The organism is Shigella sonnei (assembly GCF_002950395.1).
Classification (GTDB): Bacteria; Pseudomonadota; Gammaproteobacteria; order Enterobacterales; family Enterobacteriaceae; genus ECMA0423.
Map to the genome: position 1 here is coordinate 1,562,211 of NZ_CP026802.1, position 23,689 is coordinate 1,585,899.

At 45.2% G+C, this 23,689-nt stretch carries 30 protein-coding genes and 2 pseudogenes; 15 read left to right on the forward strand and 17 right to left on the reverse strand.

Annotated elements, in window-relative coordinates; translation table 11 throughout:
• Window positions 1-46 precede the first annotated feature (46 nt).
• Both C1P89_RS08320 and C1P89_RS26345 read right to left on the reverse strand, forming a co-directional pair.
• Entirely contained in the window at window positions 47-1,093 is a 1,047-nt protein-coding gene (locus C1P89_RS08320) for a terminase gpA endonuclease subunit (protein ID WP_311774405.1), read from the reverse strand.
• A pseudogene (locus C1P89_RS26345) lies at window positions 1,085-1,525 on the reverse strand (phage terminase large subunit family protein); the annotation flags it as partial. The gene C1P89_RS08320 and the pseudogene C1P89_RS26345, both read right to left, overlap by 9 nt.
• Window positions 1,526-1,638: 113 nt before the next feature.
• Between C1P89_RS26345 and C1P89_RS08325 the strand changes: the two are divergent.
• A protein-coding gene (locus C1P89_RS08325) for an IS3-like element IS2 family transposase (RefSeq protein ID WP_243666944.1) occupies window positions 1,639-2,867 on the forward strand; the annotation gives its coding sequence in 2 pieces (ribosomal slippage) (window positions 1,639-1,954 and window positions 1,954-2,867; 1,230 coding nt in all).
• On the opposite strand, the gene C1P89_RS25895 is transcribed toward C1P89_RS08325, so the two are convergent.
• Together C1P89_RS25895 and C1P89_RS08335 are read right to left on the reverse strand one after the other, a co-directional pair.
• Entirely contained in the window at window positions 2,838-3,281 is a 444-nt protein-coding gene (locus C1P89_RS25895) for a phage terminase large subunit family protein (RefSeq protein WP_112367396.1), read from the reverse strand. The two genes, C1P89_RS08325 and C1P89_RS25895, sit on opposite strands and share 30 nt — an antisense overlap.
• A complete protein-coding gene (locus C1P89_RS08335; protein ID WP_000355337.1) occupies window positions 3,196-3,741 on the reverse strand; it encodes a terminase small subunit in 546 nt (181 codons plus the stop codon). The genes C1P89_RS25895 and C1P89_RS08335 overlap by 86 nt, the downstream gene beginning before the upstream one ends.
• Window positions 3,742-3,776: 35 nt before the next feature.
• Here C1P89_RS08335 and C1P89_RS08340 point away from each other — a divergent pair, with 35 nt between their 5' ends.
• The gene (locus C1P89_RS08340; protein WP_001283839.1) at window positions 3,777-4,340 is read left to right on the forward strand and encodes a hypothetical protein; all 564 of its coding nucleotides are present in this window, start codon (window positions 3,777-3,779) and stop codon (window positions 4,338-4,340) included.
• A 145-nt stretch (window positions 4,341-4,485) separates the two neighbouring features.
• Here C1P89_RS08340 and C1P89_RS08345 read toward each other — a convergent pair whose 3' ends face one another.
• The 3 genes from C1P89_RS08345 to C1P89_RS08355 all read right to left on the reverse strand — a co-directional run bounded on the left by C1P89_RS08345 (window position 4,486) and on the right by C1P89_RS08355 (window position 6,750).
• Window positions 4,486-4,788 carry a hypothetical protein gene (locus C1P89_RS08345; RefSeq protein ID WP_129025646.1) on the reverse strand — a complete coding sequence of 101 codons (303 nt, stop codon included), beginning with the start codon at window positions 4,786-4,788 and terminating at the stop codon, window positions 4,486-4,488.
• A gap of 219 nt (window positions 4,789-5,007) precedes the next feature.
• Window positions 5,008-5,448: a hypothetical protein gene (locus tag C1P89_RS08350; protein WP_000705803.1), complete on the reverse strand. Its 441-nt coding sequence runs from the start codon at window positions 5,446-5,448 to the stop codon at window positions 5,008-5,010.
• A gap of 750 nt (window positions 5,449-6,198) precedes the next feature.
• Entirely contained in the window at window positions 6,199-6,750 is a 552-nt protein-coding gene (locus C1P89_RS08355) for an EAL domain-containing protein (protein WP_001017964.1), read from the reverse strand.
• A 192-nt stretch (window positions 6,751-6,942) separates the two neighbouring features.
• Between C1P89_RS08355 and C1P89_RS08360 the strand changes: the two genes are divergently transcribed.
• Together C1P89_RS08360 and C1P89_RS08365 are read left to right on the forward strand one after the other, a co-directional pair.
• On the forward strand, window positions 6,943-7,254 hold the full coding sequence (locus C1P89_RS08360; protein WP_000031010.1) for a hypothetical protein: 312 nt from the start codon (window positions 6,943-6,945) through the stop codon (window positions 7,252-7,254).
• 132 nt (window positions 7,255-7,386) lie between these two features.
• A complete protein-coding gene (locus C1P89_RS08365; protein WP_000340587.1) occupies window positions 7,387-8,055 on the forward strand; it encodes a hypothetical protein in 669 nt (222 codons plus the stop codon).
• A gap of 256 nt (window positions 8,056-8,311) precedes the next feature.
• Here the strand turns inward: C1P89_RS08365 and C1P89_RS08370 are convergent, their stop codons facing one another.
• Window positions 8,312-8,785: a hypothetical protein gene (locus tag C1P89_RS08370; protein ID WP_000029077.1), complete on the reverse strand. Its 474-nt coding sequence runs from the start codon at window positions 8,783-8,785 to the stop codon at window positions 8,312-8,314.
• An 82-nt stretch (window positions 8,786-8,867) separates the two neighbouring features.
• Complete coding sequence (locus C1P89_RS08375; protein WP_001080479.1) at window positions 8,868-9,611, reverse strand: HNH endonuclease; 744 nt, start codon at window positions 9,609-9,611, stop codon at window positions 8,868-8,870.
• Window positions 9,612-10,156: 545 nt separating this feature from the next.
• Between C1P89_RS08375 and C1P89_RS08380 the strand changes: the two genes are divergently transcribed.
• From C1P89_RS08380 to yeaK, 3 genes are all read left to right on the forward strand, one after another.
• Window positions 10,157-10,854, forward strand: a protein-coding gene (locus C1P89_RS08380; RefSeq protein ID WP_237158186.1) for an IS1-like element IS1A family transposase whose coding sequence is annotated in 2 segments (ribosomal slippage) — window positions 10,157-10,406 and window positions 10,406-10,854 — 699 coding nt in all. Because the reading frame shifts where the segments join, the coding sequence is not laid out codon by codon here.
• Window positions 10,855-10,863: 9 nt separating this feature from the next.
• Window positions 10,864-12,336, forward strand: coding sequence for a diguanylate cyclase DgcJ (dgcJ, locus tag C1P89_RS08385; protein WP_024261240.1), 1,473 nt, complete (start codon window positions 10,864-10,866; stop codon window positions 12,334-12,336).
• Window positions 12,337-12,378: 42 nt separating this feature from the next.
• A complete protein-coding gene (gene yeaK, locus C1P89_RS08390; protein WP_000138052.1) occupies window positions 12,379-12,882 on the forward strand; it encodes a mischarged aminoacyl-tRNA deacylase in 504 nt (167 codons plus the stop codon).
• On the opposite strand, the gene yoaI is transcribed toward yeaK, so the two are convergent.
• Complete coding sequence (gene yoaI / locus C1P89_RS08395) at window positions 12,883-12,987, reverse strand: small membrane protein YoaI (protein ID WP_000999630.1); 105 nt, start codon at window positions 12,985-12,987, stop codon at window positions 12,883-12,885.
• Between the two features lie 169 nt (window positions 12,988-13,156).
• On the opposite strand from yoaI, the gene C1P89_RS08400 reads away from it, so the two are divergent.
• Window positions 13,157-13,603, forward strand: a complete 447-nt coding sequence (locus C1P89_RS08400; protein ID WP_000460707.1) for a DUF441 domain-containing protein — start codon at window positions 13,157-13,159, stop codon at window positions 13,601-13,603.
• On the opposite strand, the pseudogene nimR reads toward C1P89_RS08400, so the two are convergent.
• Window positions 13,560-14,380, reverse strand: a pseudogene (gene nimR, locus C1P89_RS08405) (DNA-binding transcriptional regulator NimR). The gene C1P89_RS08400 and the pseudogene nimR sit on opposite strands and share 44 nt — an antisense overlap.
• Window positions 14,381-14,476: 96 nt before the next feature.
• Between nimR and nimT the strand changes: the two are divergent.
• Together nimT and C1P89_RS08415 are read left to right on the forward strand one after the other, a co-directional pair.
• A complete protein-coding gene (nimT, locus tag C1P89_RS08410; RefSeq protein WP_000128453.1) occupies window positions 14,477-15,658 on the forward strand; it encodes a 2-nitroimidazole transporter in 1,182 nt (393 codons plus the stop codon).
• Window positions 15,659-15,712: 54 nt separating this feature from the next.
• Window positions 15,713-16,060: a DUF488 domain-containing protein gene (locus tag C1P89_RS08415; protein ID WP_001297652.1), complete on the forward strand. Its 348-nt coding sequence runs from the start codon at window positions 15,713-15,715 to the stop codon at window positions 16,058-16,060.
• A 21-nt stretch (window positions 16,061-16,081) separates the two neighbouring features.
• Here the strand turns inward: C1P89_RS08415 and yoaF are convergent, their stop codons facing one another.
• Window positions 16,082-16,336 (reverse strand): DUF333 domain-containing lipoprotein YoaF, encoded by a 255-nt coding sequence (gene yoaF / locus C1P89_RS08420; RefSeq protein ID WP_000691906.1) that lies wholly within the window; start codon window positions 16,334-16,336, stop codon window positions 16,082-16,084.
• Window positions 16,337-16,518: 182 nt separating this feature from the next.
• On the opposite strand from yoaF, the gene dgcP reads away from it, so the two are divergent.
• The 3 genes from dgcP to yoaJ are packed head-to-tail and all read left to right on the forward strand — an operon-like array spanning window position 16,519 to window position 17,752.
• Window positions 16,519-17,544, forward strand: coding sequence for a diguanylate cyclase DgcP (gene dgcP, locus C1P89_RS08425; protein ID WP_001283451.1), 1,026 nt, complete (start codon window positions 16,519-16,521; stop codon window positions 17,542-17,544).
• Window positions 17,545-17,576: 32 nt separating this feature from the next.
• A complete protein-coding gene (locus C1P89_RS08430) occupies window positions 17,577-17,675 on the forward strand; it encodes a YoaK family small membrane protein (RefSeq protein WP_001219350.1) in 99 nt (32 codons plus the stop codon).
• 2 nt (window positions 17,676-17,677) lie between these two features.
• On the forward strand, window positions 17,678-17,752 hold the full coding sequence (yoaJ, locus tag C1P89_RS08435) for a protein YoaJ (protein ID WP_001386836.1): 75 nt from the start codon (window positions 17,678-17,680) through the stop codon (window positions 17,750-17,752).
• A 58-nt stretch (window positions 17,753-17,810) separates the two neighbouring features.
• On the opposite strand, the gene C1P89_RS08440 is transcribed toward yoaJ, so the two are convergent.
• The 5 genes from C1P89_RS08440 to dmlR form a co-directional block, all read right to left on the reverse strand.
• The gene (locus C1P89_RS08440) at window positions 17,811-18,059 is read right to left on the reverse strand and encodes a GlsB/YeaQ/YmgE family stress response membrane protein (RefSeq protein ID WP_000512153.1); all 249 of its coding nucleotides are present in this window, start codon (window positions 18,057-18,059) and stop codon (window positions 17,811-17,813) included.
• A gap of 147 nt (window positions 18,060-18,206) precedes the next feature.
• Window positions 18,207-18,389 carry a DUF1869 domain-containing protein gene (locus tag C1P89_RS08445; protein WP_000513737.1) on the reverse strand — a complete coding sequence of 61 codons (183 nt, stop codon included), beginning with the start codon at window positions 18,387-18,389 and terminating at the stop codon, window positions 18,207-18,209.
• A gap of 3 nt (window positions 18,390-18,392) precedes the next feature.
• On the reverse strand, window positions 18,393-18,752 hold the full coding sequence (yeaR, locus tag C1P89_RS08450) for a DUF1971 domain-containing protein YeaR (RefSeq protein ID WP_000939321.1): 360 nt from the start codon (window positions 18,750-18,752) through the stop codon (window positions 18,393-18,395).
• A gap of 172 nt (window positions 18,753-18,924) precedes the next feature.
• On the reverse strand, window positions 18,925-19,563 hold the full coding sequence (gene leuE, locus C1P89_RS08455; RefSeq protein WP_000457202.1) for a leucine efflux protein LeuE: 639 nt from the start codon (window positions 19,561-19,563) through the stop codon (window positions 18,925-18,927).
• Between the two features lie 126 nt (window positions 19,564-19,689).
• A complete protein-coding gene (dmlR, locus tag C1P89_RS08460) occupies window positions 19,690-20,613 on the reverse strand; it encodes a DNA-binding transcriptional regulator DmlR (protein WP_005138615.1) in 924 nt (307 codons plus the stop codon).
• 102 nt (window positions 20,614-20,715) lie between these two features.
• Between dmlR and dmlA the strand changes: the two genes are divergently transcribed.
• Together dmlA and yeaV are read left to right on the forward strand one after the other, a co-directional pair.
• A complete protein-coding gene (dmlA, locus tag C1P89_RS08465) occupies window positions 20,716-21,801 on the forward strand; it encodes a multifunctional D-malate/3-isopropylmalate/tartarate dehydrogenase (protein ID WP_000978510.1) in 1,086 nt (361 codons plus the stop codon).
• Window positions 21,802-22,051: 250 nt separating this feature from the next.
• Entirely contained in the window at window positions 22,052-23,662 is a 1,611-nt protein-coding gene (gene yeaV, locus C1P89_RS08470) for a BCCT family transporter YeaV (protein WP_000987539.1), read from the forward strand.
• Window positions 23,663-23,689 lie beyond the last annotated feature (27 nt).

Consider the following 23,689-nt stretch of genomic DNA (forward strand, 5'->3'; position numbering starts at 1 on the left):
GATACCATGTAGATCTTTTCTGGTAGAAGTGTCATTTTTGATATCCTTATCTTTTACCGAACCAGTTTGATCCCATTCCAGTACGTCTATTCCGTTTTGGTTTTTGTACTGTTTCTGGTTTTGGTTCTTCTACTTTATTTATCTCGTATTTAGTGGTTTCCTGTGCTTTATAATCGCGTAACTTCCTGAATGGTTGAGTACCTAATTTTGATTGGGCATATGCTATGGCGATCATTCCATAACAGATTAGGTCTAAAGCCTCATTTCTTCTTTGACCTTTCTTTAATCGCCATACCAACTTACCACCAGCGGGTTTTAACTCCTCTGCTGAAAGTTGCTCAAAGAAATCTGATGGTAAGGTACTACTGAAGCGGAGCTTAACCGGGGCGTTATCTGCCTCACTGGATAGCATCAGGTTCAGGAGGCGGCGTATCGTGTTCTTCTGTTCATGTACGTTTAGGATCTGTAGTTTGTACCCCGCCTGAGTACTGGTCTTGAATAGTTCACCAGTAGTGGAGCTGCTACCCTTGATCGGATGATACTTACTCCAACGTGTAGTGAATTTTTTCACAGTATCCGTAGCGTTACCGTTCCCTGCATCAATGAACACAGCCAGTGTAGGTACTATGCGACCTGATACAGTACTGAAATCCTGACGGCAAAACTGATCTAAATCCTTCCAAGCTGGGGCTTCAATCTTCGTACAATCGTGGGAGTAGAAAAACTCATGCCCAAGTACATAAATGTTCTTTTCATCAAAACCTAAAAGCAGACTTTCCAGCCTATCACCCTGCTGATCAACTGAAATACACAACGCTAAGGTACTTTCAGGAATTTTATAAAGGTTAAATTCATCTTCTCGTAGGGATTCTAATTGGAGAATATCTAATTCTTTTTGATACTCATCTTCGAATGGCAAGCCCAATTCGTTATTGTAAAAGGTTTGAAGATTGAAGTTATATAGAGCATCAGCAAACTTTGAAACCATTTCAGTAATAGTATTCAGAGGTGAATACATTCTACTGATTTGATACCCTACTACACCCGGTTCCCCATCTGGATTAGTTGCAATCCATCGACCATTATCAACCATCTGATGCCGTGTATGTTCATCTATTCCCTCATTGCAATGAGGGCATAACAAACGAGTAGTAGTACTATCAGGAATGGATCTACCATTTTCTAATTGCTTAAATTCAAACGCTACTTGTTCCCATTCAAAAGTATATTCATGACCGCATGTGTGAGTAACAAAGTACCTACGTTTATCACTGAGGTTGTACTCAGCATTGATTAAATCGTCTTTATACAATGGCGTGGAAGATACAACCACCAGTGAGTCACTACCGAAGGTACTGGTACGTGCTTCTGCCAGTTTGATTGGGTTCCCTTCATCAGTGATTTCGCAGCTACTGACCTCATCTAACAGAACACAGCGTGTTGTGATACCGCGAAGGTTCCCCGGCGTGTTGAGGTTCAACCAATAGATAAAAGTACCGTTCACCATTTGTGTTTGTTTAGAGTTATTGGCGGCGTTCTTATCATTCTAGACTGGCCCCCTGAATCTCCAGACAACCAGTATCACTTAAATAAGTGATAGTCTTAATACTAGTTTTTAGACTAGTCATTGGAGTACAGATGATTGATGTCTTAGGGCCGGAGAAACGCAGACGGCGTACCACACAGGAAAAGATCGCAATTGTTCAGCAGAGCTTTGAACCGGGGATGACGGTCTCCCTCGTTGCCCGGCAACATGGTGTAGCAGCCAGCCAGTTATTTCTCTGGCGTAAGCAATACCAGGAAGGAAGTCTTACTGCTGTGGCCGCCGGAGAACAGGTTGTTCCTGCCTCTGAACTTGCTGCCGCCATGAAGCAGATTAAAGAACTCCAGAGCCTGCTCGGCAAGAAAACGATGGAAAATGAACTCCTCAAAGAAGCCGTTGAATATGGACGGGCAAAAAAGTGGATAGCGCACGCGCCCTTATTGCCCGGGGATGGGGAGTAAGCTTAGTCAGCCGTTGTCTCCGGGTGTCGCGTGCGCAGTTGCACGTCATTCTCAGACGAACCGATGACTGGATGGATGGCCGCCGCAGTCGTCACACTGATGATACGGATGTGCTTCTCCGTATACACCATGTTATCGGAGAGCTGCCCACGTATGGTTATCGTCGGGTATGGGCGCTGCTTCGCAGACAGGCAGAACTTGATGGTATGCCTGCGATCAATGCCAAACGTGTTTACCGGATCATGCGCCAGAATGCGCTGTTGCTTGAGCGAAAACCTGCTGTACCGCCATCGAAACGGGCACATACAGGCAGAGTGGCCGTGAAAGAAAGCAATCAGCGATGGTGCTCTGACGGGTTCGAGTTCTGCTGTGATAACGGAGAGAGACTGCGTGTCACGTTCGCGCTGGACTGCTGTGATCGTGAGGCACTGCACTGGGCGGTGACTACCGGCGGCTTCAACAGTGAAACAGTACAGGACGTCATGCTGGGAGCGGTGGAACGCCGCTTCGGCAACGATCTTCCGTCGTCTCCAGTGGAGTGGCTGACGGATAATGGTTCATGCTACCGGGCTAATGAAACACGCCAGTTCGCCCGGATGTTGGGACTTGAACCGAAGAACACGGCGGTGCGGAGTCCGGAGAGTAACGGAATAGCAGAGAGCTTCGTGAAAACGATAAAGCGTGACTACATCAGTATCATGCCCAAACCAGACGGGTTAACGGCAGCAAAGAACCTTGCAGAGGCGTTCGAGCATTATAACGAATGGCATCCGCATAGTGCGCTGGGTTATCGCTCGCCACGGGAATATCTGCGGCAGCGGGCTTGTAATGGGTTAAGTGATAACAGATGTCTGGAAATATAGGGGCAAATCCACATTCTTATCGGTTACTAACGGCTTTAGTACTGAACTGGTTTCAATAGCTGGAAGAAATTTACCATCCTTGAATTTCTTCACTTCTGATTCAGAACTACTACCAAAAGCAAAGTTACAGGGATCATTAGCCATTAGGTTAAATGCAATTGATTGTAGTACTGTAGTTTTCAAAAGCTGGGAACAAGATTGAAGTACAATCTTTTTAGTACTTCGCTCTTGAGCTATATCCATTGGTTCTTTTTGGAAACTAAACGGAACCCAATCAAGGCCCATATTCGGCCCGTCCACAAATTTAACTACACCATTACTAATCCACTCACTCGTTTTCTGTATCTTCGGCGGTTGTATCGTCGGTAGTACTTTCTTCAGTATCCTCGTTAATTTCTTCTTGTTTGTTTCCATCCTCTATTACTTCCATGTCATCGGGTAACTCAAATTCCATTGAGCCTAATTGGTATAATGTTTTATCAATATGCGTTCTTAATACATCGCGTAAATCCTTTGCATCTGATTGTGCAAATAATTCAAGATAAGTTTTTGATGGTATTGCACGCACTGCTGTTTTGACCTGGAATAGATATTCCGTTAGTACCTGTTCTATATATTCAGTACTGACCACCAGCCCATTCTTTTCTGCTAATTCTAATTCTGCTAACTGCCGTTCTGCTGAAAGCTTCTTCAAACGCTCTTGTTCAATTTGTTCTTTTGTATTAGTATCACGCAACGGCTTTAGTACATTATCTACAATCCAACTTCTTGCGTTTGAATCAGTGTCTGTCGGCATTCCCTTTTCTACCCAAGTTCGAACTGTAGATTCATCGTATCCGTACTGTCTCGCTAATGACCTTAATGAGATATCCATATTTGTTCCTTTTTATTTTATTTATAGGGTTTACAATGTCAGACCGTAACAATGATTTTTCTCTGTTAGTAAAATTGCTGAACGGATTTTTGAAGAAAGATGAGATAAAAAAAAGACTATATTCTTTCGTGAAAAAAGAAACTAATGATTGGGAAAAGTGGCTGCAAATAGAATTTGCTCATTATCTAACTTCAAAAAGGAAGTACGAGCTACATCGTGAAGTTACGATATACCTCGATCCAATAGATTATCCTGATAGTAAACTTGCTAAAGTAGATTTGATACTGCGTGAAAAATCCACACCCTCTGATGATTATATTTTTATTGAGTTTAAATGTACTAAAGGTGTAGTACCATTAGTTAGGGGCTTAAATGCTGACAAAAATAAAATTAGTGCTATAAGACAGTGTAACTACAAAATGCGTAATTATCTTGGTGTCGGATTTCATCTTTTTTGTGAACCAGATGATATCGAGTTTATGGAAAAGTACGTAACTGAAGAACTTAAAGGCTCTTACGCCGTGTTTAAATTATGCGAGTGTCCAGTAAGATATAATTGCCAATGTGAATTTAATGAAATTGGTGTGGTACTTTTTTAAATGCGGTGCGGGTATGATCATTTTGTTCACACACAATTGATTAAACCCGCTGCCGAAAACCCTCGATAGTACCGCCAGTATGGAGGGACCCATTGAATGCAATGGTTAATATACTTTGTAAGCTATATACAATGAATCATGAGTATCAAAGCCGCTTACATTTAATATCATCGTACAAAGTTCCTTCTTTGTTTAGATATCTCGAACCGTAATTATATCCATCATCAAATGCTTCATTGGTTATTACCAGTTCCCTGTAAAATTTCTCATCAGGTGCTGTTTCATAATGAAATGCACCATAAGGCGGCGGCATTTTACCGAGATATCTTGTAACGTAGAAACTCATGTCAGTACTAAATGAATCGTTATGAATATCCCAGCATTTAAAGTCTGGAATAGCTGCACTTGTTGTTAAAGGTAATAATAATAGCAATATCAATTTTTCCATAAGAGATACCAATGCAAATGATTTAATTGCATGATAACACCTACAAAGTCTCAATACCAATTAACAAGCGATATGGCTGATTTTGTTTCAATTACGTAAAATAATTTAAAATATCGTTAATTAAAACAATTGTGATGAAATGCTCACCTTGTAATTTGTTGCGTATTTGATGAAAGTACTTACCCTTCATCAAATACACATTTCTTTAGTACTTGCCCTTTACTTGATAAGCAAACTATAGAATTTTCTTGTCTGCTCAACTGCAACGACAAAACAGCCAATTGCAAAACATGCTCTCAACCCACCATCCCCGCCGTGTAATGACATTGCGGTAGTGAATATAAAATTAGTCACCAAGAAAGTAATAGCCATATACAAGATGAAATATAGAAATGAGAAAATGCGGCAAAGTATATTACTGCTTTTAATATCAAATATCTTTGCAAATACTTTCGTTAGTGGTGAAAAAAGCATAGCAATAAAACCAGGAACTACAGTTAGTAAGAATATCATTACTAACATTAAAGGTACTTTAACGTATTCATAACCACTAACACGAGTTAAAATAAGTACTCCGACGATACCTGTTATTAAGCCACCGATTAGTAGTTCTTTAGTTCCTGCAAACATTTCAGAGATATTATCGACTGTAATTTTCATTCTACTAACTATTCCTTCATAAAAAGTTCACTCCGATCTTATCACCGCATAAAGAAAAAGCCCTGTAGATTCTCACCATACAGCCTAAGCACTAAACTTTTCGGATTACTTCGATACTACCTGCCATTGTCCATCATGCCGGATGATCTCATACTGGTACTTACCATCACACCGTACATCAATACGTCCTGTACCATTCTCAGTACTATCCATAGTCACCATATCGCATGGGTACTTACCCTTGATTAGTGACTGTGCGAAATCCATAGCGTTCTGGTTCTCATTGTCCGTGTACTGTGGCTGGGGTGCATCCTCACCTGCAATGTTGAAGAGTACCCCAGCCAGTACTAACAAAATCACCATTACCTTTCCCATACGTACCCTATAGATTGTCGAGGATATGGGATGGTGAATTGACCCCTTCTAACCAATCGTGAACACTATCGGTCTGATGTGGTACTACCTTACTTACATGCTCTCTATAGGGATGTAGTTCAGCAATGCGGGAATCTCGTATGAGGCATCCAGTACTTGTATTGTCATCATGATAGATCTTGTTATAGATGCGACCGCAATCACTCTGGAACTGAGGACGGTAGTACTTCACCCCATTACGTGTTCCTGCATCAAACAGTACTACGGCCTTGTCATCTACATAGCCAACGTAAGCTTTATCCATGAAGCTGTGCGTAGTAGTACATCCAGTACTAAGGGCAATCAGTAACCCAATTAGTAATTTTTTCATTATTGTTATCCTATTAATTTTTCACATTGCTCAAAACGCATTGGCCTGAACTCTCCCTGTACCGCCCATACACCGGCCTCTCTGAGAATTGGGTAATACGTTTTATCTCTGACGGGTACGATCACCTTCTCGCAGTACTGGCGAATGCTTTTTATGAGTACTGGAAAGATCAGACGGTCAATGTTCTCTTCTGTGTACCTTCTATTTAATCGGGCAACCTCGAAATCACCTGTAACCAGAGGAATAGCAGAACCACCATGTACACCGAGATCATCAAGCCACTGCTGGTTATGTACTTTCATATCCCTTGTCATCTGCCGAAGGAATGGTAAGTACTCGTATGGTTCACCACGGCCAGTAGTAATCACACAATACAAACCGTTATCCCTGAACCATGCCGCCTTGCTTTCAATAAGCATTAGTTGCCCATGAAGTACTTCTTCTTCCCATAGGCCGATCTGCCTGATTCCCTCGCGTTCTACATGGCTGACCAACTCAACCCCCAGCAACTGACCACCCAAACTTGTTATCGGTATTGCCCAATTATCAATGTTCATAACTTTGCTCGTTACGCTTTAAGTTATTGATAATTGATCATTTTTAAAACATTGGCAATTAAATCGATCAATTTTATTGATCATTACAATAGAATTAATCATTCAAAGTGGTAAACAAAGGGGTGCTGGATTTTTGGGAAACTGACTGCAATACTGTACATATATACAGTAATACATAGAGGAGGGTAACAAATGAGCAAAGACGGCTATGATCCATCCATTACGCGAGGGGTTCAGAAGTTCTCACATAACGGTCGCTGGGCAACCGTGTGTTATTGGGGATCTGCACTAACAGAATTTCATTATGGGGATAGGGTATTCTTCCAGAATCAGTACAGGGAATACTGGTTAGGTACTATAGAGAGAGATTGTTTTGTACTTACCTGTGAAACACCACTAATAAGTGTTATTGATGGGTTAGCATATCTATCTGCTGAGTACCGGATGAATCAAAGCAGTGAAGAAGGTGATTGGTTCTGTGATCAGGGGGAACTACCCTTCTGAGGATACACGTACTGCTCACCCCAACAAAATAACAAACCCAACATGTGAGCAGTACGTGAACGGGTAGTGTACTTGATTGTGTTTCGGATGGTAAAGTATTTGCCCCTTTAATGCGTTCAGGAACTACTTTCGATGGATTGTAGAAAATTAAATATCGTTCTTTTATCGACCGTAGCAGTATTACTGGTTGTTGTAATTTTAGTACTAATAAAATCACTCTTTGTTGGTTCTGAAGGTTTCGAGTGGGGATCGGTTAGTGACTGGGTTAGTTCTATTGCCAATCTCATTATGGCTGGAGCAGCCCTATATGCAGCATGGAACGCTAAAAATTGGTTTCAAACTAAAATAAAGGAAAATGCTTTAAATCAAGTTACTAAGTTCTGGACTAATTGCGATCTTTTTTCGTTGGAGATGTTGAAAACATATGAAAATATATGCAACCTTAACAATACTGAACCAGATATAGAACCAAAAAATTTCGCACATTTAGTTAAAACTGAACGAGAAGTTATCGATCTATTAAACATTAAGTTAGCCTCATTAAAAAGCGAATTGCAATCACTTACCTTTTGGAAAGTATCGCCAAAAGATGAAGCTATATTCAATAATTATTTCTTCAGTAATCAAATTGCTTTAGGAACATTGAGGGAAGCGATAAGTTTTGATATAAATGACATTCATGATAGATATCATTACAATGTCAGCTATGGAAAGTTATTAGTAGATACATTTGATAGTTTAATAGAAGCACATGCAACCTTGAAAAAGGACATGAATAACTTATTCGTTTTCTCTAATTAGAGTCCACAACTCCCAATAGACGGTGGGGTATCCTCACCGCTATAACTAACATCTCAACATTAAGATTTATAAGGTCTTCATTAAAGTACTCCCCCTTTCGTACCTCCTATATAAATAGAGGAAGTAATATATATCACCATCGTAGGTGTTAAATTCCATTCTTATCATCTCGTAAACCCTATAGTGGGTTAGTAGTTCTAACCCTCAATCTATAGTGGCATCTAACATTTACCTTACATTCCAAAAAATATTATTCTTAAGTCTTTTTATCTTGCTTAAGTAATGCAATGAGTCTGTGAGAGTTAGGGATTTTATGTTCATTCCCCTCCACATCTAAAATAGTTATATCTTCTAAATGACAAATATCACATTCATTATCTATCGTGACTAAGTCTGAGCTTACCAATTCAAATTTTTTTCTTTGCTTTTCTTTAATAACAATGCTCTCTTTTGGAGATGAATGGCTCCTAATGCCTTTTTCATAATGGCAAAGCATCCCTTCCAAAACTGCATCACGCCTACCAACATTGATCACTATCACCTCGATTTTATAAGGTTCCTCATCAAAAGACTCGTAGACGAGGTCAGCTGTTATTTTTAGCCTTGATCTATCATGCCATGCTGCCCTACCGGAGAAGTATAAGGAAGTACATGCAATAATAAATGACAACGCCGAAAAAGCAATAGTTAACACATCTTTATATGTAGCTGCTATTGTTGTTATGCTCATTTTTCTCTCAACTTACATGTCTAATTTAAAGCATATTGTATTCATAACTTTTCAAGTATGTCGTATCAAGTCTAAAATAAATTCAAATTTTATTGCTGTCTTTAAACAACAGTGCTTTTAAACTTTCGACACTTAATACTTCGTTACCGCGATGTACCATTGCGTGACAGTTTGGACAAAGTGGAACCATATCAGTAATTGGATTTACCTCGTAATCCTCGCCTACTGTGTGTAGCGGTTTGATATGATGAACGTGTATAAAGCCCTTGGCGTGTTCACCATAGACTTTCTCAAAGTTAAACTCACAACACCCGCAGGAAGTACCATGATGGTCAATACAAGCCTGTCGTGCTTTTGGATCACGCTCGTAGGAGTTTACTGTAACTTGCTTTTTTGCACCCTCAGCGTAGTTTTCAGGTGAGGTAATTTCATCTGGAAATGGATTAGGTAAAAAGTCTGCATACCAAACTGTTCCTTCTTTCCGAAGGTAACGTTTTTCAAGTTTTGGAGTGAACCGTTTGATAACAGCTACATCTCTATTCTCATCGTTTCGTCCCTGCTCCATATCAAACGTGTAAAGCTCATAACCTTCAGCTATCAATTGAATGTGTTCAATAGCTTGAATATATCCAAGATTTTTTCTTTCCTTTCCCTCCACAACTTTGGTTTTCCACCGCTCCCTCAGAATGACTGATCTTTCTTGCTCTTTTTGTACATCCCATGCACCAAAGATAACCATTTTCTTGTCGTGGTTCACAAATGACCAACTCCAAGTCCAGTTACTACAAGTAGCACCATGCGACTGGATGAATTGTTTTCTGTTCATGGTATCCCTCTCTTAATTCCCTCTTTGTACACAAAAAATGCCTACTTGATCCAGTACTTTATGTAGCTATCCAATAGCATCATAGTAGTGGAAATGACCAGAGCGAGAGTTGTGGAACTGGCGGGGCATGTCGTACTTACCAATTCACTTTAGGTACTTCATTTGCTGTACTAACATCTATCGAGCAAAGCGAGTAGTAACGCCTTGCGGGTTTTCGAGTACTGGCGAGAAAAACGCAACGTTACTAACCAATACTACGAGGAGTTCACGACGAGTAGTATTCGTGACGCAAGTCACAGTTTCTTGGAATACTGATAGAGAAAGAAATACATGGAATGAAATGGAATGGATTTCGTATCTCTATACTTAGTTGCCGTATTGATGGTAAATAGCGGGTTTCAGGGGCTTTTTTTGCCGTATTACGGCATACATCCATGCCGTAATATGCCGTAATAAGTTACAATTAACGCAAGCCCTTTAAGTACTCGATGGTGATGCTGCCAACTTACTGATTTAGTGTATGATGGTGTTTTTGAGGTGCTCCAGTGGCTTCTGTTTCTATCAGCTGTCCCTCCTGTTCAGCTACTGACGGGGTGGTGCGTAACGGCAAAAGCACTGCCGGACATCAGCGCTATCTCTGCTCTCACTGCCGTAAAACATGGCAACTGCAGTTCACTTACACCGCTTCTCAACCCGGTACGCACCAGAAAATCATTGATATGGCCATGAATGGCGTTGGATGCCGGGCAACTGCACGCATTATGGGCGTTGGCCTCAACACGATTTTACGTCACTTAAAAAACTCAGGCCGCAGTCGGTAACCTCGCGCATACAGCCGGGCAGTGACGTCATCGTCTGCGCGGAAATGGACGAACAGTGGGGCTATGTCGGGGCTAAATCGCGCCAGCGCTCGCTGTTTTACGCGTATGACAGTCTCCGGAAGACGGTTGTTGCGCACGTATTCGGTGAACGCACTATGGCGACGCTGGGGCGTCTTATGAGCCTGCTGTCACCCTTTGACGTGGTGATATGGATGACGGATGGCTGGCCGCTGTATGAATCCCGCCTGAAGGGAAAGCTGCACGTAATCAGCAAGCGATATACGCAGCGAATTGAGCGGCATAACCTGAATTTGAGGCAGCACCTGGCACGGCTGGGACGGAAGTCGCTGTCGTTCTCAAAATCGGTGGAGCTGCATGACAAAGTCATCGGGCATTATCTGAACATAAAACACTATCAATAAGTTGGAGTCATTACCCGGCATTTTATCGCCGCAAGTGTCATTGTGCTGACATCTTCCTTCCTTATTTTTGAACTTGTCGCCAGCGACAGAGCAATGAGTGCCTATCTGCGCTATATCGTGCAGAAAGCAGACTCCTCCTTTCTTTATGATAAGTATCAGAATCAGAGTATTGCCGCGCATGTGATGCGCGCTCTCGCTGCTGAGCAGTCGGAAGTGTCGCCAGAACAGCGGCGCGCCATCTGCGAGGCTTTTGAGTCTGCCAATAATACCCATGGCTTAAACCTGACTGCCCATAAATACCCGGGCTTACGCGGCACACTACAAACCGCATCCACTGACTGCGACACAATTGTGGAAGCTGCAGCACTATTACCCGCTTTTGATCAGGCAGTGGAAGGCAACCGCCACCAGGATGATTACGGTTCAGGTCTTGGGATGGCCGAAGAGAAATTTCACTATTATCTCGATCTCAATGACCGCTATGTCTATTTTTATGAGCCGGTTAATGTTGAATACTTTGCGATGAATAACTGGTCCTTCCTGCAGTCAGGAAGTATTGGCATCGATCGCAAAGATATTGAAAAGGTATTTACCGGGCGTACCGTATTGTCGAGCATTTACCAGGATCAGCGTACTAAACAGAACGTGATGAGTTTGCTGACGCCGGTATATGTCGCAGGGCAGCTAAAAGGGATTGTGCTGCTGGATATTAACAAAAACAATTTGCGGAATATCTTTTACACTCATGACCGCCCTCTCCTCTGGCGTTTTCTCAATGTCACGCTAACCGATACCGATTCGGGGCGCGACATTATCATCAACCAGAGCGAAGATAATCTGTTCCAGTATGTCAGTTACGTCCATGACTTACCGGGCGGCATTCGTGTCTCGTTATCCATTGATATTCTTTACTTTATCACGTCTTCGTGGAAAAGCGTTCTGTTCTGGATTTTGACGGCGTTAATTTTGCTGAATATGGTCCGAATGCACTTCCGTTTATACCAAAATGTGTCGCGAGAAAATATTAGTGATGCGATGACTGGACTGTATAATCGCAAAATTTTAACCCCTGAACTGGAGCAGCGGTTGCAGAAACTGGTGCAATCCGGTTCTTCGGTGATGTTTATTGCAATTGACATGGACAAGTTAAAGCAAATAAATGACACCCTCGGTCATCAGGAGGGGGATTTAGCGATTACGTTATTAGCTCAGGCGATTAAACAATCGATTCGTAAAAGTGATTATGCCATCCGACTCGGTGGCGATGAATTCTGCATCATTCTTGTCGATTCGACGCCGCAAATTGCAGCACAACTGCCTGAACGTATCGAAAAACGTCTGCAACATATCGCGCCGCAGAAAGAAATCGGCTTCTCTTCCGGTATTTACGCGATGAAAGAAAACGATACGTTACATGATGCGTATAAAGCTTCCGATGAGCGTTTATATGTCAATAAGCAGAACAAAAACAGCCGTTCATGATAACCTTCTGTGGTTGTTTGCTTGTAATCTCAGGAGCGTGAAATGACTGAAATGGCTAAAGGAAGCGTGACGCATCAGCGGTTAATCGCTTTATTATCACAAGAAGGTGCTAACTTCCGCGTCGTTACCCATGAAGCGGTAGGTAAATGTGAAGCGGTGTCAGAAATTCGTGGCACCGCTTTAGGCCAGGGAGCTAAGGCACTGGTATGTAAAGTCAAAGGCAATGGCGTAAATCAACATGTTCTGGCGATCCTCGCTGCCGATCAACAGGCCGATCTGAGCCAACTTGCCAGCCATATAGGCGGATTACGCGCTTCGTTAGCCAGCCCTGCTGAAGTCGATGAACTCACAGGCTGTGTCTTCGGCGCGATCCCCCCTTTCAGCTTCCATCCAAAACTCAAACTGGTTGCCGACCCTCTACTCTTCGAACGATTTGATGAAATCGCCTTCAATGCAGGGATGCTGGATAAATCCGTTATTTTGAAAACCACGGATTATTTGCGCATTGCGCAACCAGAACTGCTCAATTTCCGCCGCACTGCGTAACTAGCCTGTCCGTTCAATAAGCAGAACGGACAAAACCAGCACAACAGCAATGGCAAAAAACGATGACGTGATAATCAGTGTCTCGACGAACATTTGATCGTTCATAGCATGCCCCCGGGAGATAGCTGTTTTCACGTTATTGTTAGCGTGCACAAATGGCAGTTTGATGACAATTCGCCTGATTTTTTATGCAAAAAACGTAAAGATTTTCTACTTCCTTCCTGCAGCAAACGTAAAGTAAGCAGGCTTATTATTTTTTGGCAAGGAAACCACGATGTTTGATGTCACTTTGCTGATCCTGCTCGGGTTAGCTGCGCTGGGCTTTATCAGTCATAACACCACTGTCGCCGTTTCAATTCTGGTGTTGATCATTGTCCGCGTCACACCGTTAAGCACCTTTTTCCCGTGGATTGAAAAACAGGGGCTAAGTATCGGGATAATCATTCTGACGATTGGCGTTATGGCCCCCATCGCCAGCGGGACGCTACCGCCCTCAACCTTGATTCACTCGTTTCTGAACTGGAAATCGCTGGTGGCAATTGCAGTAGGCGTGATTGTCTCCTGGCTGGGTGGGCGCGGCGTGACCTTAATGGGCAGCCAGCCGCAACTGGTCGCCGGGCTGCTGGTAGGCACTGTTTTAGGCGTGGCGCTGTTTCGCGGCGTACCGGTCGGCCCGCTTATTGCCGCGGGTCTGGTTTCGCTGATTGTGGGGAAACAGTAGTTAATCCCGCAATATATCGGCCTGGCGTTTGCCCCAGGCCTTTCTTAAACATAGTAATAAAGGCCGTTGTTGAATCATACCCCAGCGTATGAGCAACTTTCTGTACAGTATCGCCTTTCACTAATCCCTGAAGTGCCATAATCAGCTGTAACTGCTGACGCCACTGGCGAAAACTCAACCCCGTCTCTTTACTATCAGTCGCGCAAGATTGCGTTCACTCATCGCAAAAAAGCCAGCCCATTGCCCTAATGACCCCCACTCGACGGGCCCTTTCGCCATCATCTCCACCATCGTGCGGATTTTAGGATGAGAAGAAACGGGCAGGTGCAGCTGTTGTTGTGGCTGCTGAGGGAGTTCATCAAACAGGACCTGAATTAATCTGCGGGTCATCGGCTCAGCACGCTGAGTCGTCGTCCTGTTTGCCAGGGTTAAAATCAATTCCCGGCATAAGGGCGATATTTTCAATGTGCAACATGTTGTCGGCATTGTCACTGCGCTGGGTTCGATAAACAGAAAACAGAGTTCAGCGTTAGCTGTCACTTGATTGCTATGTTCCACCCCGCCCGGTATCCAAACCGCATATTGCGGCGGCACCATCCACAAAGCATTTTCCACCGTACAGGTAATTGCACCATGTAATGCTAGTATCAGCTGTCCTTTGCGGTGCTGATGTACAGGACTGGTTAACTCATCCGTTCCGGCGTGAATACAAAATGCGACCGCGGCTTCATGGTGTCGGTCGGGTTCATAGCCATTGAGATTCAACCTGTGCATCATTTTGTCCGAATTTAGCGATAATTTGTCATTTTAGCTTGATTCAACATAACAATAAAAACGGTAAGGTACAGCCTCGTTTGTAACAATGAGAAGCATATGACCTGTTCAACTTCATTAAGCGGCAAAAACAGGATTGTCCTTATCGCTGGCATTCTGATGATTGCCACAACATTACGCGTCACCTTTATCGGCGCAGCACCGTTACTGGATACGATTCGTTCCGCTTACTCGCTGACGACAGCGCAAACCGGCTTATTGACCACCCTGCCATTATTGGCCTTTGCGCTAATCTCACCTTTGGCCACCCCGGTAGCGCGACGTTTTGGTATGGAACGTAGCCTGTTTGCCGCGTTACTTTTGATCTGTGCTGGTATCGCAATTCGCTCTCTCCCTTCGCCTTACTTATTATTTGGCGGTACAGCGGTCATTGGCGGTGGGATTGCATTAGGCAATGTCTTACTGCCAGGATTAATTAAACGCGATTTCCCTCATTCCGTCGCCAGACTTACCGGCGCATATTCCCTGACAATGGGAGCTGCAGCGGCACTGGGATCGGCTATGATAGTGCCGCTGGCTTTGAACGGTTTTGGCTGGCAAGGCGCGTTGCTCATGCTGATGTGTTTTCCTCTGCTGGCTCTTTTTTTATGGCTGCCACAGTGGCGAAGCCAACAACATGCAAATTTGAGTACCTCGCGCGCCTTACATACTCGGGGTATCTGGCGTTCGCCGCTTGCCTGGCAGGTAACATTGTTTCTTGGGATCAACTCACTGATCTATTACGTGATTATTGGCTGGCTTCCGGCGATCCTCATCAGTCACGGCTATAGCGAAGCACAGGCGGGTTCACTGCATGGTTTGCTGCAACTAGCCACAGCAGCTCCCGGTTTGCTGATCCCTCTTTTCTTACATCATGTGAAAGATCAGCGTGGTATTGCAGCGTTCGTTGCCTTGATGTGCGCAGTGGGCGCTGTTGGGCTCTGCTTTATGCCAGCGCACGCGATCACCTGGACTCTGCTTTTCGGTTTTGGTTCCGGCGCAACAATGATACTGGGGTTGACGTTCATTGGTCTTCGGGCAAGTTCTGCGCATCAGGCGGCGGCACTCTCGGGGATGGCACAATCCGTCGGGTATTTGCTGGCAGCCTGTGGGCCGCCGCTAATGGGTAAAATACACGATGCTAACGGTGACTGGTCCGTACCACTGATGGGTGTTGCAATACTTTCACTACTGATGGCGATTTTCGGACTTTGCGCCGGGAGAGACAAAGAAATTCGCTAATATCCGGTGCTATAGTGACGTGACAAATCATGCGTGAAAGGGAGAACAAACACGATGAATATTCAGTGCAAACGCGTTTATGATCCGGCTGAACAGAGCGATGGTTATCGCGTACTGGTCGACCGCCTCTGGCCGCGCGGTATCAAAAAAACCGATTTAGCCCTTGATGAGTGGGATAAAGAAATCACGCCGTCAACGGAACTGCGCAAAGCCTTTCACGGCGAAGTCGTCGATTTTGCAACCTTTCGCGAGCAATATCTTGCAGAACTGGCGCAACACGAGCAAGAAGGAAAGCGGCTGGCGGACATCGCCAAAAAACAGCCGCTGACCCTGCTCTACGCAGCAAAAAACACCACGCAGAACCATGCGCTGGTGCTGGCCGACTGGCTACGTAGCTTGTGATTTTAGTACAGCATCCGGCGGTTATTTTTCACCAGCCGGATGGTCCCGTCGCCACAATGCCCATTCATCAATCGTTTCACCGCCCGGTAATTTGCAATTGTTGCTGACCCCTTGCGCTGTCGACACTGGAATGAGCGTCCCGCCCTTCTGCTGGCAATAGACCGACGCCGGATTTGCCATACCAATCTGCGGCGGTTTAGGTACTTCTGGCTGAGAAGAGGTTGAACAACCAGCCAGGACCAGCAAGCAAGGCAAAGCAAAACTGATAATTTTCATTTATTGATCTCACTCATTTATCTACGCTTAGAGTATCGCGGTATCGTTTTGTTTTGCAGCACTATTTTTATTACATTCACTCAAAACATATTACGTCTTGTTTCATCTTTGTTGGTGATGTTTTATCATGCCTGCAAAGATTAAATAATCAGCATTTACCCGCCGTATCCTGGAGTTGTTTCGTGTCAGATCAGATTATCGCCCGCGTCTCGCAATCCCTTGCCAAAGAACAGTCACTGGAAAGTCTGGTCCGACAGCTTCTGGAGATGCTGGAAATGGTCACTGATATGGAATCAACCTACCTGACCAAAGTGGATGTCGAAGCGCGCCTGCAGCATATTATGTTTGCCCGTAACAGCCAGAAAATGCACATCCCGGAGAATTTTACCGTCTCGTGGGATTACTCGTTATGCAAACGCGCCATTGATGAAAACTGCTTTTTCAGCGATGAAGTCCCTGACCGTTGGGGCGACTGTATTGCGGCACGCAATCTTGGCATCTCCACATTTCTGAGCACACCAATTCACTTACCGGATGGATCATTCTATGGCACGCTTTGCGCCGCCAGCAGTGAGAAGCGCCAGTGGAGTGAACGCGCGGAACAGGTTTTACAGTTATTCGCCGGACTGATTGCACAATATATTCAAAAAGAGGCACTGGTTGAACAGTTGCGCGAAGCCAATGCTGCGCTGATTGCGCAATCGTATACCGACTCGTTAACCGGGTTGCCGAATCCGCGGGCGATTTTTGAAAATCTGACGACGCTGTTTTCTCTCGCCCGGCATCTTAACCATAAGATAATGATCGCGTTTATCGATCTGGATAACTTCAAATTAATCAATGATCGTTTTGGTCATAATAGTGGCGATCTGTTTCTCATTCAGGTTGGCGAGCGCCTTAATACGCTCCAGCAAAATGGCGAAGTTATTGGTCGTCTCGGCGGTGATGAGTTTTTGGTTGTTTCACTAAACAACGAGAATGCGGATATTTCGTCGCTGCGAGAACGCATTCAGCAGCAAATACGTGGAGAATATCACTTAGGTGATGTTGATTTGTATTATCCCGGTGCCAGTCTTGGCATAGTAGAAGTCGATCCTGAAACAACCGATGCAGACAGTGCCCTGCATGCTGCCGATATTGCGATGTATCAGGAGAAAAAACACAAACAGAAAACACCTTTTGTCGCGCATTCAGCGCCACATTGCTGAGGCGTATTCACATCCTTTTGATTGGTGATAACATGCGAATCGGTATTATTTTTCCGGTTGTAATCTTTATTACAGCGGTCGTATTTTTAGCATGGTTTTTTATTGGCGGCTATGCTGCCCCGGGGGCATAAAGATGAAAAAAACAACGATTATTATGATGGGTGTGGCGATTATTGTCGTACTCGGCACTGAGCTGGGATGGTGGTAACGTCACCTCTAAAAAATAGCAAAGGCTGCCTGTGTGCAGCCTTTGTGCAATTTAAGCGTTAACTTTTAATCTTCCTGTAGATAAATAGCACGACAATCGCACCAATAACGGCAACCACGAAGCTGCCAAAATTGAAGCCATCGACTTTACCAAAGCCAAACAGCGTGCTGATCCATCCGCCGACTACGGCACCGACTATCCCCAGCAGGATAGTCATAAAGAATCCACCACCATCTTTACCTGGCATGATCCACTTCGCCAGAATACCGGCAATAAGCCCAAAAATAATCCATGACAGAATGCCCATTGTTTCCTCACTTATCTGTTTTGCATTAGCGGGTTAGTCGCTGATAAAAAGCATAGCACAACATCGGGAGGGCAAGATTTGTGACGAGCATCACGGAGGATTTTTTTGCGATGGCGCAGAAATTGCGCCATCAACGATCAGTGATAATTACCAACCACAAACATCATGTTCGTTTTCCGTGTCATAAGAACGCACGGTATTCACCAGATCTTTTATCACTTCAGCCGCCACTTCTGGCACCAGCAAAGTCATCGGCGTCTCTGTTTCATAATCGACAGAAACGCCATTACTGTTATTGGTGACGGTCACGGTATACGTTGCTTTGCCCATGATTCATTTCCCGTTATGAATGACTTTCCGTTGTTGCGCACCTTCCATCAGGACTTCAGGAGCCACGAAGAAGTCAATGTTGAAATAAGTATCGTCAGTCATGGCTTCAATGTTGTGCCACTTTTCTGGAGGGAACACCTCAAACTGCCCCGCTTCGATAAGGATCACCTGATCAGGCTCTGCACTGTGTTCATCAGCGTAGCCGAGATATTTGACCGCCCCATGCATAACGGAAAGGCGTGGGTAAACCCCCGGGCGCGTTCCTTTATCAAGATGACGTTCGAATATTCCGGCAGGCGCAGTTTGTTTATTCCAGAAAGGCGTTGAGCGCGTATGAATATAATTCTGTGGGATTTGCAGCATCCTTTTCCCTCCTTCGGTGAATGCGCTGAAAACGGTTTATTCCAGCCGTTTCAGGGTACGCCTGATAATTTGCATTTTAAATACCATTTATTGGTTACTTTTTAGCACCATATCAGAGAAAAATCAGGGAGGATTACAAGTGGGAAGCCCGCGACAACGCGGGCTGAATGTATCAGGATTGCAGCGTCGCCAGTCGGGCGGCGAAACCCACGAACATCAAACCAATCAGTGAGTTGCCAACTTTAGCCAGTTTCTTTTTGGTACGTATGTACTGCGTGACAAAAGCACCAGAAATAATCAGGAAGCTCAAATAGCAGAAACTCACCAGTTCCAGCGTCGTCGCCAGAATAAAGAATGAAATTCCCGTATGTGGGGCATTAACATCGATAAACTGTACGAAAAACGACACATAGAACAAAATGGCTTTCGGATTAGTCAGGCTCAAAATTAACGCGCGTTTAAAAATGGCCCCGTATTGGGGCTCATCGGATTTGGCCTCGTTATTTTTACCCTTCAGGGTCGCGTAGAGAATTTTACTCCCCAGATAGAGCAAATAAAACGCACCAAGATAACGTACAATGTTGAATAATATCGGGGTGGTCTTAATTAATGTCGCCACTCCAGCCCATGCCAGAAACATCAATACTGCATCGCCAATAAATACACCGCAGGCCGCAAGATAACCGCCTTTCATACCGCTACTGACGCTATTTTTGAGTACAAACAGGGTATTTGGCCCTGGCACCAACACAATAAAAATGGCCCCAACCAGATAGGTCCAGTAATTCAGAACCCCGTATTCAGCGAACACATTAACCTCTTTAATTATCTTTCGATCATGCGCGATTAAAGGTGAATATGCTAACCAATCTGTAGCGGCTTAGAAAGGAGAAAATCAGGTTTTAACCCGATATCAACCCGATAATTGAATAATTAATCAGGCATGCTCCAGTGAAAAATTCGGGTAGTGCTCGGCAAAATACTGGCGTAAAAATTCTATCGTTATCCGCACTTTCGCTGACGTCGCCAGCCTTGAAACATAAACGGCCCAGACGTTCGCTGGCTGGTAATATTCCGGTAGCACTTGCACTAAATGACCACTGGCAATGTTTTCGCTAACATCCCACCAGGAGCGCAGAGCAATCCCCTGCCCATCGAGACACCACTGATGGACAATTTCTCCATGATTAGACGACAGTGGGCCGGTGACTTTAATCGCATGGTGGCCTTCTTTATTGCGTAATTGCCAGACACCAAAAGGATGATCGCGCTCTTTAATGACCAGGCACGGCAATGCGGAAAGATCGGTTAAATGTTTCGGCGCGCCATGTTGCGCAATAAATTCCGGCGACGCGCAGAGAATGCGGTAATTAGTCGCCAGTTTGCGGGCGATTAAATTAGGGGCGATGTCATCGCCAATGCGAATATCGAGATCAACACCTTCATTGACCAAATCGACCAACCGGTCTTCCACATCAAAACGTAATTCCAGTTGCGGATACGCCTTAGCCAGCGCTGATAACGCCGGAGCCACCACCTGTCGTCCAAAACCAAAGCTGCTGATAATACGCAGCATCCCCTGCGGCACCTGACGCACGTCAGAAAGTTCGTCCATCATCTGACCGACATCCTGCAAAATCCGCTGCGCCCATTCATAAATCCGCTCTCCTTCTTCGGTAATGGTGACGCGGCGGGTGGTGCGGTGTAACAACACCACGTTTAGCGTTTGCTCCAGCAAGGCGATGCGCTTGCTGACGAACGCCGGTGAAACGCCCAGTTCTTCCGCCACGGCGGCAAAACCAGCCCGGCGAGCCACCAGCATAAAGACGCGCAAATCGTTCAGCAGCGGTAAATTATTCATGATTCGTGTTTTATGTTTCACCAGTTACGGGGATTAATTCCTTTTCAGTCAATTATAGGATGGTGATGTTGTCAATTTTGATGGTCAGGAAGTGAGAACCCAATGATGAAAACGATGCGTATTGCTGCGATCCCGGGAGATGGGATTGGCAAAGAAGTCCTTCCTGAAGGGATTCGCGTATTACAGGCTGCCGCTGAGCGCTGGGGCTTCGACTTGAGTTTTGAGCAAATGGAGTGGGCGAGCTGCGAGTATTACAGCCATCACGGTAAAATGATGCCGGACGACTGGCATGAGCAACTTAGCCGTTTCGACGCCATCTATTTTGGTGCCGTCGGCTGGCCGGATACCGTTCCGGACCATATTTCGTTGTGGGGTTCGCTGCTGAAATTTCGTCGTGAATTCGACCAGTACGTCAACCTGCGCCCGGTTCGTCTCTTTCCTGGCGTTCCCTGCCCGCTGGCGGGAAAACAGCCTGGCGACATCGATTTTTACGTGGTCAGGGAAAACACCGAAGGCGAATATTCCTCGCTCGGCGGTAGAGTGAATGAAGGTACAGAGCATGAAGTCGTCATTCAGGAATCGGTATTTACGCGTCGTGGTGTCGATCGCATTTTGCGTTATGCCTTCGAACTTGCGCAAAGCCGCCCACGTAAGACGCTAACTTCTGCCACTAAATCAAACGGTTTAGCCATCAGCATGCCGTACTGGGATGAGCGAGTGGAAGCAATGGCCGAGAATTACCCGGAGATCCGCTGGGACAAGCAGCATATTGATATTCTCTGCGCGCGTTTTGTGATGCAGCCGGAACGCTTCGATGTGGTGGTGGCGTCCAATTTGTTTGGCGATATCCTTTCCGATCTTGGCCCGGCCTGCACCGGCACCATTGGCATTGCCCCATCCGCCAACCTGAATCCGGAACGCACTTTCCCGTCGCTCTTCGAGCCTGTCCACGGTTCCGCGCCGGATATCTACGGGAAAAATATTGCTAACCCTATCGCCACAATTTGGGCCGGTGCGATGATGCTCGATTTTCTCGGCAATGGCGATGAGCGTTTCCAGCAAGCGCATAACGGTATTCTGGCAGCGATTGAAGAAGTGATTGCTCACGGGCCGAAAACACCGGATATGAAAGGCAGTGCCACCACGCCACAGGTTGCCGACGCGATTTGCAAAATTATTTTGCGTTAAGGTCAAACCAGTTTATTTGAACCGCGTCACTGACGCGGTTTTTTTATTCGTTCTTTGCAGTTAATAACCTGCGTCATTTCACCTTTTATTGTTTCCGTTTCGTGTTTTATGGCTTTCCGTATTCTTAATTGTTTAATTTATGTAACATGCAAATAATCAATTTGTTAAACACAACATACAACTCATTACCCTGCAAATAATTACAACTGGCAAAAGCCAGAGACGGGCTTTTATGCCCAGGAGATGACTCATGATGAGCAATGTTAAGAAAAAAGATGTGCCGCTGATAAGCATCAGCCTGGTGGCCATTCTTTTCATCGCAGCTGCATTAAGCCTTTTCCCACAACAATCGGCCGACGCGGCCAACACAATATACACTTTTGTTACGCGTACGTTAGGTTCCGCCGTACAGGTATTGGTTTTGCTGGCAATGGGACTGGTGATTTATTTAGCCACCAGTAAATACGGCAATATTCGTCTTGGCGAAGGAAAACCGGAATACAGCACGCTCTCCTGGCTGTTTATGTTTATTTGTGCCGGTTTAGGTTCTTCTACGCTTTATTGGGGGGTTGCTGAATGGGCCTATTATTATCAAACGCCTGGATTAAATATCGCACCACGTTCACAACAGGCACTCGAATTTAGCGTCCCTTACTCCTTCTTCCACTGGGGCATCAGCACCTGGGCAACTTATACGCTGGCCTCATTAATCATGGCTTATCACTTTCATGTGCGTAAAAACAAAGGTCTGAGTCTTTCCGGCATTATTGCCGCGATTACCGGCGTTCGCCCGCAAGGCCCATGGGGAAAACTGGTTGATTTGATGTTTCTGATCGCCACTGTCGGCGCACTGACTATTTCCCTTGTTGTCACCGCAGCAACCTTTACTCGTGGACTTTCCGCGCTGACCGGTTTACCCGATAACTTCACCGTGCAGGCATTTGTGATCCTGCTTTCCGGCGGCATTTTTTGCCTAAGCTCGTGGATTGGTATCAACAACGGTTTGCAACGTCTGAGCAAAATGGTTGGCTGGGGCGCGTTCCTGCTGCCATTACTGGTGCTGATTGTCGGTCCAACCGAATTTATTACCAACAGCATCATCAATGCCATCGGCCTGACCACGCAAAACTTCCTGCAAATGAGCTTATTCACCGATCCGCTTGGCGATGGTTCATTTACCCGCAACTGGACCGTTTTCTACTGGCTGTGGTGGATCTCATACACCCCTGGCGTAGCAATGTTTGTCACCCGCGTTTCCCGCGGTCGTAAGATTAAAGAAGTTATCTGGGGACTGATCCTCGGCAGCACCGTCGGTTGCTGGTTCTTCTTCGGCGTAATGGAAAGCTATGCCATTCATCAGTTTATCAATGGCGTAATCAACGTCCCACAGGTGCTGGAAACACTGGGCGGCGAAACAGCTGTACAGCAAGTTCTGATGTCGTTGCCAGCCGGTAAATTGTTCCTCGCCGCATACCTGGGCGTGATGATTATTTTCCTTGCCTCGCATATGGATGCAGTGGCCTACACCATGGCGGCGACCAGTACGCGTAATCTCCAGGAAGGTGACGATCCTGACCGTGGGCTGCGTCTTTTCTGGTGCGTGGTGATCACTCTGATCCCGCTTTCCATCTTGTTTACCGGTGCTTCGCTGGAAACGATGAAAACCACCGTCGTGCTCACAGCCCTTCCCTTCCTCGTCATTTTACTGGTGAAAGTCGGCGGATTTATTCGCTGGCTGAAACAGGATTATGCCGACATTCCGGCTCATCAAGTTGAACATTATCTCCCGCAGACACCGGTTGAAGCCCTGGAAAAAACACCAGTGCTCCCTGCGGGAACCGTATTCAAAGGCGACAACTGAGCGCCATCATCCTAACGATAAAGGTAT